The organism is Clostridium thermopalmarium DSM 5974 (genome assembly GCF_002995795.1).
GTDB lineage: Bacteria > Bacillota > Clostridia > Clostridiales > Clostridiaceae > Clostridium_H > Clostridium_H thermopalmarium.
The window spans coordinates 1-22148 of the sequence record NZ_PVXN01000057.1; the positions used below are offsets into that span (position 1 = coordinate 1).

Here is a 22148-nt window from a genome sequence, read left to right on the forward strand (position 1 = left end):
AGTTTCAAATATTATTGAAAAAATTATAGATTATAAACATTATTCATATTAATTTCTAATGTATTGTTTTTGAAAAATAAAAATTAATTATTAATTTTTACTATTTATTATTTTAAATTAATTATATATTGAAAAATAGTGGATATATTGTAAATATTACATTATGCAAGTTTATTGGGGAAATCCCTATTTTATGTTAAAATATAGTAGAGATATATTTTTAATCTTTTATAAAAGTAACAAGAAAATATTGTTAGCTTTATAATTTTTTTATATTTTATAAGTTATAAGAAAACTTAGTTATAATAATATAAAATCAAAATGGTTTAAATAAATAGAATTGTGGTTAGAGAGGATGAAAAAGTTTGGAGAAGGATGTTTTTAGTTATTTAGATAAAGATTATAAATATTTAAATAATTATATAAGAGATATAAATGAAGCATTATTTACTGCATCCCATACAGCAATAGTAAAAGGAAGAACTTTTGTTGAAAGATTGACACATGAAATTGCTATTTTAGAAGGTTGTAATTTATTGTTTGCAACATCTCAAGCTGAAAAATTAAGAAAATTGGAAATAGAGGGTGTATTTACAGAAGGTATAGAGAAGTTATTTCATGAAGTAAGATTAATTGGAAATAAAGCTGCCCATGACCATGTAGAAGGTGAATTAGAAGCTGCTTTAAAAATACATAAAAATATATATAAAATTACATGTTGGTTTGTTAAAGTTTATCTAGATCCTAATTTCGAAGCAGAACCATACAAGAGTCCAATGCCTCTCATAAAAAATTCATCCCAAATAGACGAAGAAAAAATTGCTAATATTATTAAGAATACAATGAAAGAATACATTGGAGAATCTAAAGAAGAAATTTTAAAAGATAAAGAAAAAGTATCTTCAGTTACAGTTACTTCAGAAGAAGAGATTAAAGATCTTGATGATGCTTATTTAGGTTTAATGGTAGAAAATATATTTAATATTGATGGACCAGGCAAGAAGTGTTTAGTACAAGAATTGTCAAGACTGAAAGAATCATCAAAGGAAGCTGTAGAAAGTTTAAAGGAATTTACTCCTTTTAAAAAGTATATGCATATTGAAAGAGATGCGGAAAAAGAGCTGGAAAATTTAATTTTTAGAGCAAATGCTTCAGAAAAGGCTCAGTTAATTTTAGTTTGTGGGAGTGTTGGAGATGGGAAATCTCATATTATATCTTTCTTTAATAATAAATATCCTGATATAATGAAAAATTTCATCCTTCATAATGATGCCACAGAAAGTTTAGAACCTACTAAAACTTCAATGGATACATTAAATGATGTTTTAGATGAATTTAGTGATGAAAAAATATATACAAGCAATAAAAAAATAATTTTAGCAATTAATTTAGGAACTTTAAATAATTTTATTGATTCAGGGTATGGAGAAAGATTTACAAAATTAAAGAAGTTTGTTCAAGATAAAAAGATATTAGAAACAAGTATTGAAGATAGTAGTTATGATGAGAATAGTTATTTTCAATTTATAAATTTTAGTGATTATCATTTATTTACCTTAAAAAATGGAAAAGTACATTCAGAATATGTTAAATCACTTATAAGAAAAATTACTCAATCGGTTCAAGTTGCTTCATCAGAAAGAAATATATTTTACAATTCATATAAGAAAAATTGTAGTGAATGTGTAAATAAGGCTTCTTGTCCTATAAAGGCAAATTATGAATTATTATCAAAAGATAATGTGCAAGATGCAATTGTGGACTTATTAGTTCAAGCTGTAGTAAAAAATAAAATAATTATATCAACAAGGGCTTTATTAAATTTCTTTTATGAGTTAATAATTCCTAGATCATATATTGATGTTAATTCACCAACCTTTAAAAGTAAAATAACAAAACTTAATAATAAAGATTATGTAAAATCATTAATTCCAAACATTCTTTTTGAGCATAAGGAATTATCGCCTATATTTGAAGCTTTAAGCACTGTTGATCCATTAAATATAAGAAATGAAAAAGTAGATGATTTTATTATTGAATTTAATAATTCTAATAATATTGCAATTTATTTTGATGAATATATAGATTTTCCAGAAGGATATATAAGCAAAGTAAAGGATATAGATTTTGCTGAAACAGAAGATAAAAAAATAAGATTTGAATTGTTAAAATTGTTTATAAGAAGTTATTCTATTTGTGGAAAAGCTAATTTATTTTCATTAAGAGATGAGGTTTATGATGATTATATAAATGCTTTATTCAATTGGAATAAGGGAGATAAGGCTAAGTTAAAGAATGTTTATACTAATATTAAAAATGGAATTATTAAATGGAATGGTGAAGCTGATAAAAATTATATGAACATTTTTATAGGTAGAAATCAAATTAAATATAAAGTAAGTGAAAAAATTGAGCTAAAAGCAGATACAAGTAATTTACCAAAAAATGATGATAATGATCTGAAAAAATTTATTGAAAATCTTAAGGTAAGATATAAAAGCGAAAAAGAAGATGGTTCATATGAAATTGATGTAGATTATGCTTTATATAAGCTATTAGTTCAAGTAAATAATGGATATAGACCGAATAAAAAGGATAAAAATCGTTTTATAAAATTTATTGAATTTATTAACAAATTAGAAACTGCTGGTTCTCAAAACGAGGAGCTTGTCTTTACTGAAAAGAATAGAGAACATAATAAAAAATTTAAATTAGAATTTGATAAAGAATTTGAAACTTATAGATTTGTGGAGATATAGAATATGGATAGAAATAGATATTATGAATTAAATCGAGAACAGATAGAAATTGATTTTAAATTTGATTTTGATAAGAAGAGCTTAACCCATAGTCAAGGTAAGGCTTATAAATTACTACCATATGCAGCGAATGAAAAAACATTAGTTTCAAATTTTGAAGGTGTTGTTGGTGCCCTTTCAAGGATTATCACTGATAAAGAATTAAAAAATAATTTCGAATATGATGAATTCATTGAAAATGTTGTTGATAGTATTGGGGAATTTGAAGGTGCTTCTAGCAAGGAAGCTTTCAGAGATATAGTAAAAACAATGTTTATAGATAAAGATAATTTAGTTCATTTTGATATAAAAACACTAAATTATATATATTCAACAAATGCCGAAGAAAAAATTGCAAAGTTTTTATATTCAATATTTTTTGATGATGAATTAAAAGAATTAGTAAAAAAACATTATGAAAGAGATGTTGATAATATTTTATATAAGTTGCTATTAAGAGCTTTACCAGAATTAAGGGATAAGACTTACGAGGATGATAATTATAAATGCTATTTATCTTTTATCAGGGATATTTTTAAGGAAGATCTAAAATTTTTAATTTCTGATGAAGAATTATATAAAAGTTCAGTAAAAAGATTTTTAGAATATTATTATATTTTTTACGTTTCCCAATTAGCCTTAAAGCTTAATGATTTTGAAAAAGCTGATTTAACTGAAGCAACTAGGGTTTATTATACCTTAAGTTTTGAAAGCATATCAAAAAATAGAACAGCTTATAAATTAGGTTGGGAAATGCTTAAAAGTCATGTTGAAAATTTATTTTCCCATGCAATTACATTAGAATTTTTAAATCATCATAATTTAAAAGAACAATTGGGATATAAAGAGTTATTTGAAGCTTTCAATAATGAAAATGAAGAGATAATAGAAAAGCAAATAGGTGATTTATGTGAAGATTATATTAAATTAAGACAAGATGGCATTGTATGGAGTAATTTTTCTATAAAAAATGAAAATAGCGGAAATAAAGCCTTTGATAAAGTTTATAAATTATTTTCAGCTATTCAGTTCCAATTTACAGGGAAAACATCTAAAAGAACAAGGGCAAAAGATGCCTTTAATAACTGGTTTGTTAAGTTTGTACAAGAGAACTTTGGTAAAAGGAGAGGTTCTTTGGGCTATACTTTAAATTTAACAGAAGAAGATATTATTTTCTTTACGAGAATTTGTATTAAAGATAATGAAAAGCTAAAATTAAGTAGTTTATTTAAAGAGTTTGAAAGAAGAGGAATATTTTTTGATAGAGATTCACAAATGAAGATAATACAATTATATGAAAAATTAAATATATTGGAAAAGAAATCAGATAGTGGGGATGCGCAATATGTCAGATCAATTTTATAGTTATTTATCAGAAAAAATAATAAAATTTTTTAAAGAAAACCCTTTAACTCCTGGAGCTAAATATAATATTCAATTTGAGAAGGAAGATGAAGTAAGAGAATTATATGAGGAGTTAAAAAATAACACTCTTTATAAGAAATTTGAATATAAAAATTCAAAAGGCGAAGTTATATATAATTCATATATGCTAGATTTTCCTACTGTAAAATTGATTGTTTCTGCAACAATAGATAATATTCAACCAGATTTTTTAACTAGACTTAGAAATATGGTTGGTGTTGAAGATGGATATAAAGATAAGGCGATACTTTTTATTCATAATACAACTTTAGATAGTATTATGGGAGGTACTGAATCTTTTATAAAAGAGGGAATGCCATTTCATATAAAGTCTATTAAAAATGATATCCAAAAGAAATTAGTAGATTCTGATTTTTCGGAAGTAGACAAGGCTATTATAGAATTAGATTTAGAAAGAAAAAGTAAAGATCTTTTTGGTGATAGTATATCCATATTTGAATATAAAGATCTGCTAGCTACAGTTAATGGAACGTGTATTGAGAGAGATCAGTATAAAAATTTTGGACTTTTTTATGATAGTAAGTTAAAAGAATATTCTGGTAAGGAACTCAAAAATAGATTAAATGAAAATGCTTTGATTTTTAGTAGAGTTGATGAAATTCATAATTATGGTAATCCAGAAACTCAGCTTGAAAAGTATTTTGACGATAAAGGTGTAGACGAATTAAAAAAAGAAGATTGGAAAGAAGCTGACTTTAAAGATGTAAAAAAATATATTGAAAATAAAAAGAATGCACCAGTTTTAGAATATCAATCATGTTCAGTTGAGTGGGATAGGGAAGAAGGGACATCAAAAGCTAAATCAAGAATTAGAAATATTATAGTATTTAATGAAGATAAAAAAGAAGAAATTGAATTAGAGTTTATTTTTGATGGTGTGTTATCTAAGGAATTTTTAAAGTGTGAAGGAGATTTAGAGGCAACAACGTCTGGCAAAAGAATAAAAGCAATTATTAAAAATTGTGATGAAAATACAAATTTTTATAAAATTATTTATCAAAAAGATAAAAGTGTTAAATTTGAATTTAGAATTGCAGTAGTAAATTTTAGTCCAAACTACTTTGAAAGTATAAAAACAAAATATTCAGTTGTAGTTAAGGGAAAAAATAAGTGTATTTCAATAAACACAAATGATTCAACAATTGTATTTAATGAATTTGCTACAAAATTAAAAACTTATGAGTTAACTGATAATCATGATACCATTGATATGGGGGAAGATGAAAAGTTATTAGTTAAAATAAGCGAAAATTTTGATTATGAAGATGATAGTGATATAGTTAAATTTAATGTTAATATTTGTAATAATATTGTTCCTTTTGAAGTCATTGGGACAAATGATAAAATTGCACCAATTGAAGGGTTAAAAGTATGGAAATTAAAAAGAGAAAAGAAAGCTGACTTTAAACTAATTGGTGATAATAAATTACAACATGGAACTAGAGAATATTTTACAAGAGATGAGTTCAGAAAGAACCTTAAATTAGAAAAAGAAATTATTGATTTAGAGGGAACTTACTTTATTGATACTAGTGAAGGATTAGAAAGTATTGATCTACAATTAAATCCAGAATTAAAAGGAGCTTATAATAACATAATTAAGTACTTTAAATCTTGTAATAAGCTACCAAGTTTATCTTATTTAAATGATGATCTTAAAATTTTATATAAAAATTTCATTGACATATTTATTAAAGAGCTAAATAATATTTCTGAAGCAGATTATCTAACAAGAGAGCAAAAAAATTTATTTAAAATAGGTGCTTTAAAAAGAGAAATAGAAGACAAGGAGTTAATGCTTAGTCCATTACATCCATTAAATATTGCATATCAACTTCATATAAATAATGCAATAAGTAATGAAGAGATGGAAGAGGATATTATAAAGAAATTTAGTTCAACCTATCTTTTACCATATATATTAGAGAGTGATGATAAGTTATATATTCCTATGGAACAAAGTCATTCTCCAGAGTGGAAATATTATGTAGATGAAAAACTACCAAGGTATAAAAGTTCAAGAGATTTTGTATCAAAATTAGTTTATGAAAAAATTGAAGAATTTACAGGACATTTTAAGTACCTATTTAATATGGGAAATAATGCCCCTATTAGAATAAATTTAATAAATACAGGGGACTGTAAGGAAATTTTACAAGGTATATTTAAGTATTATATCAAGCAACTTAAAGCTAATAATACTGAAATACTTCCTATAGAGCTATTTATTTATTCAAGTGAAAATATTACAAATTCTTTTGAAGAAGTTGCCTTTAATGATAATATCAAAGATTTAAAAGAAACATATGACTTAAATTTAAATGTAAACAATATGTCTGAAGAAGATGTATTAGATTTATATAGAGAAAAGGTACATTTTTATTCTAAAAAATTAGAAAATGGAATAGAGTATGCTCATATTACGTTTATAGAAATGAATGATGAGGCTAAACAAATAGTCTCAAAAATGGATGATATTCCATCAGGTGTAATTTTAAATGGATTAATTTCAGGAGTTCCATCAGTATTTGTAGGTGATTATTATAGGACTGGGTTCGGTATAAAATATGCAAATACAGAAACTGATTTGATGAATATTGCAAGTAAGTTAAATGCTATTAATGCAGCAAGTTTTGGAGCACCATATGATAGTAATAGATGTATAGCAATTTCTGTATCTAATGAAAATAGGACTATATTAGATGAAATATATAATTCAAGCCATTGGGTTACATTTATTAATCCAAAGGTAGATTTAAACTTCTTCAAAAATGATCCTGCTGCTAAGGATCTACTTATAATTCATTATAGTGATCAATATACTACTGCAGGTGGTTATGATGCTATTACAGTTACAAGAAAAAGTAGACCATATCAAAAAGTTATAGAAGAATTTTTAACAGAAAAAGAAATAAAAGATGCAGCTAAATATTCTCCAAGTATAATTAATATGTTTAATGCAATTAATGGGGATTGGTTACTTAGACTATTATCAAGTAAATCTCATTTCCCTAAAGAAAAATTAAGTATTTTATCAGCAATAAAATTAGCTTTAGCTAAATTTAAAAAAGATAATGTTATATGGATCCCTATATCTCTAGAGGAAGTTCTAAGAGTATCTGGTGGGGCAGGTCTTAAGCAAAGTGAAGGCTTTTTATCTGCTAAAAAATTAGGTTTTGATAACAATGGAGCTACAAGTGATGATATTCTTTTAATTGGAATTGAAGAAGTTGATGGTAAAGTCAATGTTCATTATTATCCTATTGAAGTAAAGATAGGAGATAATCCAAATTGGTATGTTAATAAGGGAATAGAACAAGCAAAATCAACTAAGAAGATATTTAGCGAAATATTATTGCCTAAAGAAGGAAGGGAACTAACTAATATACAAAAGGTTTATAGAAACTTTTTAATGCAATTGGTAATTACAAGTGCTGAAAAGCTTAATCTTTATAATGTTTGTAATGAAGAAAACTGGAAATCTATTATTGACTCTGATTTAAGAAGAAAATTACTTAATGAAGAGTATATAATAACTAATTCCTTTGAGAGTTCTATTGGTGAGGCAGCTGTAATATCCTTTAAGAAGAGTAATCAAACTAAAAATGCAAGATTAGAAAATAATGTTATGCTTATAGAAATGTCAGAAAGTGATGGCTTTACGTTTATAACTAAAACTGTTAGTGAAATAAGGGAAGTAGTAGGAACTATTGATATAAAGGCTACAGAACCTAAGGAAATTGGAAATTCAGGGGGTAATAATACTAATGAATTTAATGATAAAGGAAAGAATGATTCTTCAAATGAAAAAACTCTACCCGAAGTTATTCCACCTGAACCAGCTAAAGTTGATACAATTATTCCAGTAAAAGATCCAATAGATATACCTAAAGCAGTTAAAGTTGTTACATCTGAGGAAAATAGAAGTATGGAAATCTTATTTGGTGTTAACCAAAAGAATAATCAAAAGTTGTATTGGTGTCCAAATGATACAAATAAATTAATGCATACTAACACAGGAATCATTGGAACAATGGGAACTGGAAAAACTCAATTTACTAAGTCAATGGTTACTCAAATTTATAGGGAATCTAAATATAATCTTGATCAAAAGAAGGTTGGTATATTAATCTTTGATTATAAGGGAGATTATAATAAAAATAAGCAAGACTTTATAGATGCTACTAATGCAAAAGTATATGAATTATATCATTTACCTTTTAATCCTTTATCAGTAGTGAAAACAGTTAACTCAAAACCAATGTTACCTCTTCATACGGCAAGTACATTAACAGAAACTCTAGTAAAAGCCTTTAATCTTGGACCAAAACAACAAACATTATTAAGAGATTTAATAATGGAAGCATATGAAAGAAGAGGTATAATAAAAAATCAAGCTGATACATGGGATAAAGCTGCTCCAACCCTTAAGGATGTATATGATATATATATGAGTAGGGATGATATAAAGAAAGATGATAGCTTATATGCAGCCTTTAACAATCTAATAGAATTTGAAATTTTTGAACCAGATCCTTTTAATACTAATAGCTTGTTTGAATTGATTGATGGTGTAACAGTAATAGATTTATCTGGTTATGATCCAGGGGTACAAAACCTCGTAGTAGCTATTACTTTAGATTTATTTTATTCTCAAATGCAAGCTTATGGACATAGTAAAATTGATGGCCACTTAAGGCAATTAAATAAAATAATATTGGTTGATGAGGCAGATAATTTCTTAAGCAAGAATTTCTCTTCCTTAAAGAAGATTTTAAAGGAAGGTAGGGAGTTTGGTGTTGGCACTATACTATCTACTCAGTTATTAAGCCATTTTTCAACTGCTGAAAATGATTATGCTAATTATATTTTAACTTGGGTAGTTCATAATGTTGCAGATTTAAACTCTAAAGACGTTAAATATATCTTTAATACTCAAAGCAAGGCTGAGGAAGATAATATTTATAGTAAGATTAAGAGCCTTAATAAACATTATAGTTTGGTAAAAATGCCAAATCATAATAGACCTATATTTATGAAAGATAAGGCTTTTTGGGAATTAGTAAAAGAGTAATTTATTTAAAGCAAGGCATGTAGTCCTTGCTTTTTTAATATATTTTATAAATATATTAAGATTGCACTATGGGAATGTAAAAATATTTAAGAATGTAAAGCTTCAATAAGAAGAATTATGGATTAGTTTGACAATTAATTATGCATAATGTTATATTATTTTTAGGTAATACTTGTAATTAGGTGATTTTTATGGAAGTTGAAAAGCATATAAAATTGCTTATAAAAAATATGGAGATAAAATAAAATGGATTTTAGAGAAATTCAATATAAATTATAAGACTTTTATTGGTAAATTAAATAGAAAGATTTTATTAGAAGATGAATTATTAAAAAATAAGTGTTTTATAAAATTTAGATTTAAATAAATAAAAAGAAAATTATAGATAATATTATAATATGGTTCGAGAAAAAATAAAAAAGAGTGATGATTTTATGGGATTTAGAGAGCTTAATTTAAAATATTATTACAATAATGAAGAAAACAATATTGTAGATGATTTCTATAATCCAGTTTTAATTAATGCAGTTAAATATAGAAGGGCAACAGGTTATTTTTCAAGTTCATCCTTTTGGACTTTTGTAGAAGGATTAAGAATTTTTTTAGAAAAAAATGATAGTAAGATAGAATTACTTGTTTCTCCTAATTTATCAGAAGAAGATATAAAGGCAATTTCTCTTGGAGAAAAGGCAAAGGAGGAAACAATAGAAGGATTTATTATTTCCAAAATTTTAGAAGAAGATAAATATAAGGATCAATTTAATTTATTAGCTTGGTTAATATATGAAGAAAAATTAGATTTAAAGATAGTAGTAAAGAAAGATTTTAATAAGTATGGAATATTTCATGATAAATTTGCAATCTTGTATGATGAAAACTATGATAAAATCGCTTTTCATGGCTCTTTAAATGAATCTGAAACAGGAATAATGGAAAACTTTGAATCTATTAATATATTTAATAGTTGGAATGAATCAGATAAATGTAGAATAGAAGAAATGGAAAAGATTTTTAATAAACTTTGGGAAAATAAATCAAATAATTGGATAACATATGATTTTCCAGAAAGTATTAAACAAAAAGTAATTCAAAAAAGGGATATTAGAGGAATATATAAGGAAAGAAAAGAAATTAATATACCTAAAAAGTATGTTTTAAGGGATTATCAAGAAAAAGCAATACAAGCATGGTTTGGTAATACCTGTAAAGGAATATTAGAAATGGCTACTGGCAGTGGTAAAACTCTAACAGCAATATTTGCAATGACTAGGCTTATAAAAACTCTTAAGTCTAAAGGGTTTCCTTGCGGTATTTTAATTGTTGTACCATATAAAAATTTATTAGAGCAATGGTGTGAGGAATTAAGTGAATTCAATATTTATCCTATAAAATGTTATGAAAATAAAGAATTATGGTTTAATAAATTATCAATTGAAATTTCTAATTTTAATAGTAATTCTGATGTTGATTTATTTATTATAACAACTAATAAAACTTTTATAAGTAAAACAATTTCAAAGTTTGCTTTATAAAATAAAAAGAGATTATATATTTTGTGTAGATGAAATGCATCATTTTTTATCACCTAAGATATCCAAATTATTACCTTTAAATACAGATATAAGATTAGGATTAACAGCAACATTATATAATGAATTTGAAGAAGATATATTAAATAGAGTAAAGAATTATTTTGGTGATATAATATATACATTTTCATTAAATGATGCTATTGAGAACAATTGTTTAACAAGATATTATTATTATCCAATATTTGTAGAACTTACTAATGAAGAAATGGATGAATATATAGAGTTAACAAGTAAGATAGCTAAGCAAGCTTTAATTGATGAAAAAAGTGAAACTTTAAAAGTACTGTTAAACCAAAGAAGAAGAATAATATTTAATGCTAAAAATAAAATTAGAGTTTTTTCTACAATGAAATCTGAAATAAAGAAATATAAAAGGACTCTTATTTATTGTGGTGATAAAATAGATGATGATGGAAAATTTATTAATAAAGTAAATAGAATAGTGTATGATATGGGAATAACAACTCATACATATACTTCAGAACTTTCAAATAAAGAAAGAGAAGTGGTTTTAGATAAATTTAAAAAGGGAGAAATCAATGTTCTAACTGCTATAAGATGTTTAGATGAAGGGGTTAATATTCCAAGCTTAGATTGTGCTTTTATATTATCTAGTAATACTGATTCTAAGCAATTTATACAAAGAAGAGGAAGAATATTAAGAAAAGCACCAAATAAGGAATATGCGTATATTTATGATTTTATCGTTATACCAAGTTTAGATATAGAGACTATTAATAATTTAGATTATGAAACAAAAAGAGTACAAAGAAAAATAATATTAAAGGAATTAAAAAGAGTATATGAGTTCGCAAGTTTATGTGAAAACAATGTAAGTGTATTATTAGAAGTTTCTAAGATAATAGATTTATATAAATAGGAGGAAAAAAATGAGAATAGAAACTAAAATTACTTTGACTTTAATGAAATACCCAACACATATAAGGGATGCATATACTAAAATATTAACTTTAGAATCTATACATAAGACAAGAACTGCTAAAGAGAATGAAGAAATATTAAAAAGAATAATTTCAATAATTCAGGAGGCAAGTGATGAAATTTAAAAAAATAATATTAAAAGATTTTTTTAGGTTTTATGGTAAGCAAGAAATAGATTTAAGTGTTGATAATAATAAAACTGTTGTTGTATTGATTGGAGAAAATGGTAGAGGAAAAACTACTATATTAAGTGCATTTAATTTTGTATTATATGGTAAATTGTTAGAACCTTTAATAGAAGATAATATGCTAAATTATAAAAAGAGAGCAGAATTAGGAAAGAATTTATCAACAGAAGCATCTGTTGAGTTATTATTTGAAGAAGCTAAAACAAATTATATAATGAAAAGATATATTGATTTTAAAAAAGACGAAGATGGAAATATAGTAAAATTATCTTCAAAGCCAAAAGCTTGTGTATATAGAGTTAGAGAAAATGGAGATATAGAAGAATTAGATTTAAAAATGTTTGAAAATAGAATATTAATTCCAGAAAATTTAAGTAGTTTTTTCTTCTTTGATGGTGAAAGAATAAATAGATTAGCTAAAGTAGATGGTAAGGCAGAAATAAAAAAAGCTATTCTTAATATACTTGGTATTTCAAATATTGACAATGCTAAAAGTGATTTGTCAAAAGTAAAAAAGATACTTATTAATGAATCTAAAAAAATATTCTAATGATATTGTTTATGATGAATTAGTTAATGAGATAGAAAATGCCAAAGATGAATTAGAGAAGAAAAATAAACAAAACGAAAGAAATGAACAAGAAATAAAAAATGTAGAAGAAGCTTTTAATAAAATCACTGAACAGCTTAGAAACTCAGATAATAATACAGTTAAAGAACTTGAAAGAAATGAAAGAAAAAATCAAGGTGAGCTAAAATTATTTGAAATGAAGTTGAGCGAGTGTGAAAAGGAAATAAAAAAGCATATTGGAGAAAACTTCAAATATTATTTATCAAGCTTTATGGTAAAGGATGTAGATGAATTATTGGAAGATAAAAAGATTCAAGGTGTGCTACCATCAAATATAAAAGAAACATTTATAGATGATCTAATAAAAAAGAAAGTGTGTATTTGTGGGACATGCATTGAAGAAGGAAGTAAAGAGTATAATTCAATTATTGCATTAAAAGAAAAGGCTGGTTCTAAAGAGTTAGATAATGCTTATTATAAATTAAAAGCATTAGTTAAAAAAATTAATAAAACAAAAAATGAGTTTTATTCAAAATTAGATTCATATTTAACAGATAGGGAGTATTTAAAAGAAAAAATATATAATATTAATGAAGAATTAAAAAATATTAGTGAAAAATTGAAAAATACAGATATTGAAGCTATAAGAATGGCAGAAGAAAATAGAGATAGACTTAGGAAAACTATATCTTTATTAAATCAGAAAAAAGGTAAACTTGAATCTGAAATAGAAAAATTGAAAAAAGAAATTCAAATAAAAGAAAAGAAATTAACAACATTAGAAAGTAATAATAAACACATTATAAAATTACAGAAAGAGTTCAATATTATATCAGAATTAGAGACACTAAATGATGAATTTAGAACTTTGTTCACTGAAATTGCAAGAAAAGAATTAGATAATAGAATAAAGGATGTTTTTTCGAAGATAAAAAATAAGGATTATAGAATACCTGCTTTAACAAAGAATTTTGAATTAAAAATAACAAGTAAATATTCGCAAATAGAATTGGATGAAGAAGATAAAAAAGATGAAATTCTTTCAACTGGTGAGGGTCAAATAACAAGTTTATCATTTATCGGAGCTTTGGTTTCATATGCTAAAGATAAGAAAGATGATAAAATTTTATCAAAACTAACAGCTGAGGAATATCCAATTGTTATGGATTCACCTTTTGGAAATTTAGATGAAATTCATACAAAGAATGTTGCAAAAAACATAGGAAAATTATCTTCTCAAGTTATTATAGTTGTATCAAGAAAGCAATGGGAAGGATATGTTCATGAAAATATAATAGATCAAGTAAAAAGAAAATATATTATGGTAGATGGCGTTATTGAAGCTAATAGTGGAGAATATACTTTAATTAGGGAGATGGATATATAATGGCTGTATTTAATAAAGAGAGTGAAAAAGAATATATATTTAAAAATTTAGGAAAGCCTGACGGGAATACGGAAAAACTTTTTGAAACGATGAAAGATGTTTATATGTTGGCTTTTATTCTTGGAGTGAGAAGCAATGAATCAACTCCCATAGTAAAGAAGAGTCAAGATCCAATAAAAGATATATATTTTAGTGAAGATGATAAAGGATTAATGGATTTAGTTGCATTATATTTATATAAGGATATAAAAATATTAGATAGAAAGGAAGATTCTGAGAATTATATCAGAGATCTTGTTGAGAGATACACAAATTTTGGAATAGATGAATTAAATAATGGTTTAAATTCAGAACATTTCAATTTAGATGCATTAATTTCTATGGTAATGAACTATAGAAATTATGATGAGCCTAAAAAAGCAAATTTGGCTGATTTAATATATGAAATGAATAAAAATATATAATATAAAATTATAGATGATTTTTGCCATCTATAATTTTATATTATATATTTTATTATATTTACTTAAAGTAATTCTAACAAACTGAAAATTTCTATCTCCAACACCAATTTCCTGAATAACATAGGAAGGTTCTCCAACTCCGCAAGCAGATCCAGAAGAAATAGCACATTTATCAGCCATATCTTTTATAAACATTTCATTAATTATTCCAGGAATAAGCATACCTATTACTCCGGGAATATGGTTTTCTGGATCCCCTAAAAATTCAATTCCAGGATATTTTTCAGTTAGAATTTTCTTAACTTCAATCTCCAATTCAGCTATTTTCTTCATATATTCATCCATATCTCTTTTTGCAATTTCGCAGGCTTTTCCAAAACCAACTATATTATGAACTGCATGAGTTCCAGCTCTATAGCCATTTTCTTGGAATCCACCATGGATTAGGGCAGTCATTTTATATTCTGATAATCCATTTTGTCTTATAAAAGCAGCTCCAACTCCTTTAGGACCATAAATTTTATGAGCAGACATTGAAAGAAAATCTACAGGTATTTTTTTTACATCTATATTTATTTTTCCTAATACTTGCGTAGCATCTGAATGGAATAATATATTTTTTTCCTTTGCTATACTACATAAACTAGCTATATCATTTAATGAACCAATTTCATTATTTCCCCAAATAAAAGAAGCAAGGATAGTATTATCTTTTATTGCATTATTAAAACTTTCCTTTTCAACTTGCCCATATTTATTTACAGGAAGGAAAGAAACTTCATAGCCACGATCAATTTTTTTGCTAGCACTTTTTTTCTTTAAAAATTGACTTGCTATAGACTTTTCTGATTGATTCCAAAATACCTCTCCATTTAAAAATTTGCAGGTTTGAAGTACAGATTTATGTTCAACAGTAGAAGTTATAATATGATTTCCGCTTTCTTCATAATATTTTTTATAATCAGCAACACCTTTAATTATTAGATTATTGCTTTCAGAAGCACCACTAGTAAATATTATTTCTTTAGGGTTAGCATTAATAAGACTTGCGACTTGTTCTCTTGCTTTTTCAACAGCATTATTAGCATTAACAGCTAAAGTGTAATGTCTACTAGAGGGGTTACCATATTCTTCTTTTAAGTATGGTAACATTGCATCTAATACTTCAGGATCAATAGGAGTAGTCGCACTATTATCTAAATATATCATAAGTTGGCATCTCCTTTTATTAATACGTTCTTTAGGAATTTTTCTAAATTTCCGCCACTATATTTATATTGATTGAGTAGTAATTCAGCACCTCTATCCATATGAAGTTTCATAAAATGTGGATAGTATTCATCGTCATCAATTTTACGACCAAGATTTATTTCTATAAGTGCCTTAAATATTGAATCAAATTCTCCAGTAACGGTTGATCTTTGAAGTTCAAGACCATTTGTATCATCATTTTTATATTCTAAAATTGAAGTTGCTTCTTTTAGTGATAAGGAAACTGCAATTTTACTTAAAGCAAAGGGTTTAAGATTTGTGCTTTTTCCTAACTCTTCAAATATCTCTTTTGTTTTTTTTGATGTTTTTAATCTAAATCCCATAATTACACCTCAAAATAGCCTTTCTTAACTTCAGTTTTGCGAAGTTCTGTATTATATAGTAATAGATACTCGTTAGCAATGTGTGGTTTTAATACTTTATATAATTCAGCATCTATTTCTTTATTAGTAGAAAGGATTATTACTTGTTTGCTTATATTTGGTAAATAAATATTGGTTAGTGAATTTCTATGACTTTTATCTATACGAGCATAAGGAGTATCAATAATAAATGGTATTTCAACACCAGAACTTTTAATAATAGCCCAAATTAAACATAAGATATATACTTGTTTTTCTCCATTTGAAAAATCATTAATATTAATTTTTGTACTTAAATTAATGTAATTAAATGAAATATCTTTAGTTAATAGAGCTAATAAATCTTTGTTATCTGTTACATTATAATGATTTAGTAAATCTTCTAAGAATTTATCACCATATTTTTTAACTAAACCGTCAAAGCCAAGATTATTAATTAGATTTAAGATTTCTGTTGTATTATACTCTTTATTAATGTATAGAGTTGTATTAAAATTATCATCAATTATTATACTGTTTATATAATTTTTTTTTCTTATTATTTTACTAAAAATATCGATAAATGAACTTTCAATTAGTTTTATTTTATCTTTTGTTAGTGTTTGAATAAGTTCATTTAGATAATTAATAAGATTAGTTGATAAATCTAATGTATTATTATTTTGAAGTAGATCAGTATATTCATTTTTAGCTCTTTTTAAATGATATTCTTTATTTTTTAATTCTTCATGTTTTGATGTAACTATTAATTCTTTTGATGAAATATTATTTTGTGTAAGATTTATCTCTTCATTTATTTGATTTAGATTAGCTAAATAATTATTTAATAAATCTTCTGAAATAGAAGAATTTAATTTTTCTTTTAGATATTTTATTTTTGCGGTTATCTGAGCTATCTTATTAAAATTAGTAAAGATTGAATTTTTTAAATTTACTGAATTACTTAAAATAGAGTTAATTATATGACCTATACTTTCTTTTTGATCTCTAGATAATTCAAGGATACTTTGAATATTATTTAGTTCTTTTATATTAAACATATTATTTAAAATATTATTAGCTATTATTTCAAAGTCCTCTTCCTTTAAATCTTGTTGAATATAATTTGAAATAGATTTTTCAACAATTGTAGATGTTAAACTATTTTTAATTGAATTATAGGCTTCTAAAGTCTCTTCTTTTCTAATTTGAATTTGAGTTTTTTCCAAAAGATCGCTTACTAATAAAAATGGTAGTATATTATTGCAAAAATCTTTTATTTCATTGTTTAGATTTGTTCTTTCATTTTCAAGTCTAGAAATTTCACTATTCAAAGCAGCTTTTTCTTCTTCTAAAAGTCCACCGCTATTTCTAAAGTCATTTTCTAGTTTTTTTCTTTTGATTAGTAGATTTTCTAAATTTAAATTGTAGTTATTTAATTCTTCCTCTAAGCTTCTTATTTCAGCTTTGATATTTTTTACTGCTGTTAATAGGGAAGTGTATTTTTCTTCTGCATCTTTTAGTATAAGATTAGATTTTGCTTTTGATTTTTGATAACTTAATAAATGCCTATTTAATATATCAAAAGTATCATAATTAAATAATTGGAGAATAGATTCTCTTAAGTTAGAATTGGCATTCTTTCCAGTAAAAAACTCACTTAGTTCTTCTCCGTCAAAGAAGAAGAAGTCAAGTAAAGAAGGTGGAAGGACTGATTTTATATAATTATCAAAATATAATTTATCTTCATCGTTTAATTTAGTATCTTTATAAAAAATGTCAAAGACTTCATTCAATTTTTTATTAGAATAGAACCAAGATCTTCTAAGAGTATAGGTCTTTTCTTCAATTCCTTCTGTTAGTGATAAGTTTAACTCAATATAAGCATTAACATTTTCGTTTTTAAAGGCATTATTATTTATATTGTTTTTAATTTTATTTAAGTAGTTATAGTTTTCACCTAAATATCCATAGGTTAAAGGTCCATATATACATAGTTTAATTGCTTCAAATAGAGTAGATTTACCGGCACCATTTTCTCCACCTATAAGTATGATGTTTTTATCATTATCAGGAGTAAAGGAGAAAGTAGTTTCATCTTCATAAGATCTGAAGTTTTTTAATTTTATAGTATTAATTATCATTTTCTATCTCCTCAACTATTTTCCTGTGTAAATGTTTTTGATTCAGTATTTTATTAATAGATTTATCAAAAGTACTTTTATTAATATAATATTTGTATTTATTTGTTTCGATTATTAGTTTTTTTACTAGATATTGATCTATTGAGTGTTTTTCAGAAATATTTTGTATTTTTTCTATTGTAGTTTCATCAAATAATGGTTTTTTGTATTTATCCCAAGGAAGTTTTTTATTCATAACCTTATAATATATATCAACTAATGAACGACGAGTTAAATCTTCTTCATCATCCCAAATTTTATCAATAACTTTTAATTCTTCTTCAGTTATTAGTTCTACTTCATATTCTTCATTAATTTGTTTTTGAACTTCTAATAATCTTTCCAAAATTTTTTTTCTTCCTTTAAAATTAAAAGGACCATAGCCTAGCATGTTTATATATGCACCTTTATCATCTTTTTGTATTTTTGATTCGTCAATCTTTACATCATTAGAATTATCAATTGATACAAGAGGAAGTAGTTCAAGATAAATTTTATCCTTATCTTCAGAATCATTTACGTTACCCTTATTTTTTTCTGTTTGAGTATTTTTCAAATCAATATAAGCTTCACCTTCATTGCCAAAAATATAGTTTGGATCAATTACATAATTATCAAGTAGGGGTAGAGTATTTAAATATAATTTTTTGTAATAGTGGTTTCCGTCTCTTCTATATTGCATTCTATATTCATGTCTATTACGTATACTAATTATCCATTCTCTAAAGTCTAATAGAGGTTGAAGCCAAGTTTCACCATTTTCTATGAATCCAGTTAAAGATTTATCCTTGTTAACAACTGTACAAACCCAACAGCCAAACCTAGAATTACCACAGGAAGGGGTATCCTTATCGCTTGTTATTGTAAAAGGGCATTCACCGCCATCAGCACCCATATATAAATTGAATAAATCATTATTATTTCCCCCCCAAGGAGTAATTCCATTGTTATCAAGAAGTATTTCCCAAACATCATTTGTAGTTAAGTCGACGATAGGATTATAAACATATGTATTTTCAAGGGTCCCGTGTGGTGTTAAAAGATAGCCTTCAATTTCTCTGTTTTTTATTCTGATACTTCTTGCAATACTTTCTGCTTTTCTAACCCCTAGAAGTACAACGACTTCACCATTTTCTTTTACTTTTTCTTCTATAAATTTATTAGAAGGTTTAATTTTTAATCTTTCTGTACACCATCTAAATCTAATAGAAGTAGGAGTAGGTAATCCCTTTCCTATAATATTAGTCCAATATGTATTATTGTAATCAGGATGAACCATGTGAGTATATAGTGGAATATTTGCTTTTTTAGCTCCTTCATCAATTAGTTTAGAATTATATTTTAAAAAACCTAAAACTATTGGATTTTCAATTAATGTATCTGAAGATATAACATAAACATCTTTATGTCTTTCTTCTTTAGGTAAGCTTAGTAACATTGTGTAAACAAGTTGAACGACTGTAGTACTATCCTTACCACCACTGTAACCTATAACCCAAGGTCTATTATCATTTTTATAGACCATTTTCATTTCTTCAAGAATTTTATTAATCTTTGTTTTTATACCTATTTCTATCATATTAAGCATTACCTCTACAATCATTTTCTAATTTTAGTTCTTCTTTATTTAATGGAAGACCTAATTTCATTTTTATCTTATTGCAAGTAAGTTTTACGTAAGTAGCATTTTTTACAATTCGCCCATTTGGGCCAATAACTCTGTTTTGCCAATCATCTAAATTAGTTCTATGCCAATCTATATCCTGAATTTTTGAAAGAATTTCTTTCCAGTTACTCTTATTATTTTTATAAAGATAATTTCCTAATAAACCTAATGCTTCTAAAACAACGGCATTTGAACTAATGTAATCTGTTCTGAAATTACTAGAACTGATATCCTTTTTAAATACAAACTGCCATTCTTTCATACATGAACATAGAGTATCCCAAAATTGATATAAAAAATCAATTATATCAGAGTCATTAGGATTTAAGTTACTTAAAAGTTTTTTGTTAGTTTCATTAATACTGCTTAGTGTAAAAAGTTTTGAAGAAAATTTAGATAAAGATGGATTTTCTTTATCGGTGAAATGTTTTAAGTATTGATTTTTTTCAACTAAGTTTTTAGTTATAATTGCTATAGGATCTCGGGAGTCATATAAAATACCTATAGATTTTGATACATTAACTGCATGTTTATTTAAATCAGCAAATATTTGTTGACTTCGCTTTAAACCTTCATCTATAAATAAAACAACAGAAATAGTTTCATTAATAGTTTCATTTTCTAAATTTGGGTCTGCCTTTATAGCTTCTTCGATGGCTGCTCTCCTGTGCTGACCGTCATTAATTAATAGCCTGCTATCAATAGCAACCTTAAGAATTCCTATAGTATCGTCAAAGGAACTATCTAATGGTGAAAATTCGAATTCACCATCTATAGAAGCTGTTAAAGAAGAAAATACATAGTCTTTAGGATTATAGACTATGTATGAGGCAATCTCCGGTATACGACTTTTATTTAAAATCCTTTGAGCCCTATGTTCTGGCGGTAATTCTTCTTCATTAAAAATAAAAAGTTTAGATAATATTTTAAGGAGCACATAATTATAAAAAAGTCCCTAGCTGCTTTTTTCCCTTAATTGTAGGAAATGTGTAAAAAAAGTTATTTTTCATTATTTTTTCTCCTACGTACGTATATTCTCATAGTTATATTATATTACTTACGTAGGAAATAGTAAAGATAGTTTATAGGTAATAGTAATGTAGTATTCTTATTTATTTTTATCAGATAATGATTTTTAAATTTTAAAATAATCTTTTAAGTAAATAATAAAAAAATTTTAAAAAATATAAAAATGATTTAATATTGTTTAAAAAAGAAGAAAATGGGAATGATATAGATATAAAAAATTTAAAATTAAATTGAAATGAGGAGTTAAATTAATGAATTATTTATTAAAGCAAGAAACTTTAATACAAAATTTATCATTAGGATATTTTTGGGGAATAGGTATTGCTTTAATGGGAAAAAATTTTTAAAAATAAAGAATATAAATATAAATAAAAAATATAAGGGGTGACAAAAATGATTGAAATAGCAATTGTATTAGCAAAAGTTATAACTTCTGAGTCAGTAAAAGCTCTTGGATTCGGGTACGCATTAGGAATAATGGGAGGTACTATAGCAAAATGTAATTCAAAATAAATACTTATTTTATAGGAGGTGTTAAGTATGCAACCAGTAACTTAGTGCTTAATAGGTATAGTAGCTGGGGGTTTCACAATAGCACTTTTTTAATATTGTACAGAAATGCCAAGAAGAATATATCATATTATTATTCTTCTTTTTTTATGCAATAAATTGAGAATTATAAATATATTTTAGTTGTTAAATTTAGAATAATATTAAATAAATTATTTAGAATGAAAGTATAAAAATAAAAATGTTATTTAAAATGATAGGGAAAATATATATTTTTGTGTAAGTTATAAATTTTATAATTTTAATTTATAAATATTGTATAATCAATATATAAATAAATTAAGGAGACCCCACCATGCAAAGCTACTGGAACACCATCTATCAAACCCTAATCAACAAGCCACCAAGCTACGATCTCTGGCTAGACAAATACGAACCCATACTAAAAGCCAACAAAGACAGCACTATAATAGATCTAGGCTGTGGCTCAGGGGGAGACACTTTATATTTAATAGAAAGAAATTACAAGGTCTGGTGTTAGTATATTAGTGTAGACACAAAAGCCGAACACCTTAAAATATAAAAAGGGAAGGAAGTGTCTACAATGGCAAAAGGGCAAAAGTATTATACAGAAGAATTTAGAAAGACAATTGTAGAGCTCTATAACTCTGGTAAGAGTTTGGCA

General features: G+C 25.3%; 14 protein-coding genes. 9 read left to right on the forward strand and 5 right to left on the reverse strand.

Annotated elements, in window-relative coordinates; all coding sequences use genetic code 11:
• The first annotated feature begins 365 nt into the window (after window positions 1-365).
• The 9 genes from dptF to CPAL_RS11345 all read left to right on the forward strand — a co-directional run bounded on the left by dptF (window position 366) and on the right by CPAL_RS11345 (window position 14462).
• Complete coding sequence (gene dptF / locus CPAL_RS11310; protein WP_106024652.1) at window positions 366-2759, forward strand: DNA phosphorothioation-dependent restriction protein DptF; 2394 nt, start codon at window positions 366-368, stop codon at window positions 2757-2759.
• 3 nt (window positions 2760-2762) lie between these two features.
• The gene (dptG, locus tag CPAL_RS11315; RefSeq protein WP_106024653.1) at window positions 2763-4163 is read left to right on the forward strand and encodes a DNA phosphorothioation-dependent restriction protein DptG; all 1401 of its coding nucleotides are present in this window, start codon (window positions 2763-2765) and stop codon (window positions 4161-4163) included.
• Window positions 4144-9318: a DNA phosphorothioation-dependent restriction protein DptH gene (gene dptH, locus CPAL_RS11320; protein ID WP_106024654.1), complete on the forward strand. Its 5175-nt coding sequence runs from the start codon at window positions 4144-4146 to the stop codon at window positions 9316-9318. The genes dptG and dptH overlap by 20 nt, the downstream gene beginning before the upstream one ends.
• Before the next feature lie 434 nt (window positions 9319-9752).
• Complete coding sequence (locus tag CPAL_RS11325) at window positions 9753-10850, forward strand: DEAD/DEAH box helicase family protein (RefSeq protein WP_170063601.1); 1098 nt, start codon at window positions 9753-9755, stop codon at window positions 10848-10850.
• Between the two features lie 34 nt (window positions 10851-10884).
• Window positions 10885-11790: a helicase-related protein gene (locus CPAL_RS11330; protein ID WP_146126586.1), complete on the forward strand. Its 906-nt coding sequence runs from the start codon at window positions 10885-10887 to the stop codon at window positions 11788-11790.
• Window positions 11791-11800: 10 nt separating this feature from the next.
• Window positions 11801-11977, forward strand: a complete 177-nt coding sequence (locus tag CPAL_RS13945) for a hypothetical protein (protein WP_165815401.1) — start codon at window positions 11801-11803, stop codon at window positions 11975-11977.
• A complete protein-coding gene (locus CPAL_RS11335) occupies window positions 11967-12590 on the forward strand; it encodes an AAA family ATPase (protein WP_106024657.1) in 624 nt (207 codons plus the stop codon). The genes CPAL_RS13945 and CPAL_RS11335 overlap by 11 nt, the downstream gene beginning before the upstream one ends.
• Window positions 12568-13998 (forward strand): hypothetical protein, encoded by a 1431-nt coding sequence (locus tag CPAL_RS11340; RefSeq protein ID WP_106024658.1) that lies wholly within the window; start codon window positions 12568-12570, stop codon window positions 13996-13998. Before CPAL_RS11335 ends, CPAL_RS11340 begins: the two co-directional genes overlap by 23 nt.
• Window positions 13998-14462 (forward strand): hypothetical protein, encoded by a 465-nt coding sequence (locus CPAL_RS11345; protein ID WP_106024659.1) that lies wholly within the window; start codon window positions 13998-14000, stop codon window positions 14460-14462. The genes CPAL_RS11340 and CPAL_RS11345 overlap by 1 nt, the downstream gene beginning before the upstream one ends.
• Window positions 14463-14489: 27 nt before the next feature.
• Here CPAL_RS11345 and CPAL_RS11350 read toward each other — a convergent pair whose 3' ends face one another.
• Genes CPAL_RS11350 through dndB form a run of 5 tightly spaced genes read right to left on the reverse strand, consistent with a single transcriptional unit; the run spans window position 14490 to window position 20861 of the window.
• A complete protein-coding gene (locus CPAL_RS11350; protein ID WP_106024660.1) occupies window positions 14490-15671 on the reverse strand; it encodes a cysteine desulfurase family protein in 1182 nt (393 codons plus the stop codon).
• Window positions 15668-16057, reverse strand: a complete 390-nt coding sequence (locus tag CPAL_RS11355) for a DndE family protein (RefSeq protein WP_106024661.1) — start codon at window positions 16055-16057, stop codon at window positions 15668-15670. The genes CPAL_RS11350 and CPAL_RS11355 overlap by 4 nt, the downstream gene beginning before the upstream one ends.
• Before the next feature lie 2 nt (window positions 16058-16059).
• Window positions 16060-18219: a DNA sulfur modification protein DndD gene (dndD, locus tag CPAL_RS11360; protein ID WP_106024662.1), complete on the reverse strand. Its 2160-nt coding sequence runs from the start codon at window positions 18217-18219 to the stop codon at window positions 16060-16062.
• A complete protein-coding gene (gene dndC / locus CPAL_RS11365; RefSeq protein ID WP_242976317.1) occupies window positions 18209-19837 on the reverse strand; it encodes a DNA phosphorothioation system sulfurtransferase DndC in 1629 nt (542 codons plus the stop codon). Before dndC ends, dndD begins: the two co-directional genes overlap by 11 nt.
• A 1-nt stretch (window position 19838) precedes the next feature.
• Window positions 19839-20861: a DNA sulfur modification protein DndB gene (gene dndB / locus CPAL_RS11370; protein ID WP_242976318.1), complete on the reverse strand. Its 1023-nt coding sequence runs from the start codon at window positions 20859-20861 to the stop codon at window positions 19839-19841.
• Window positions 20862-22148: the final 1287 nt, after the last annotated feature.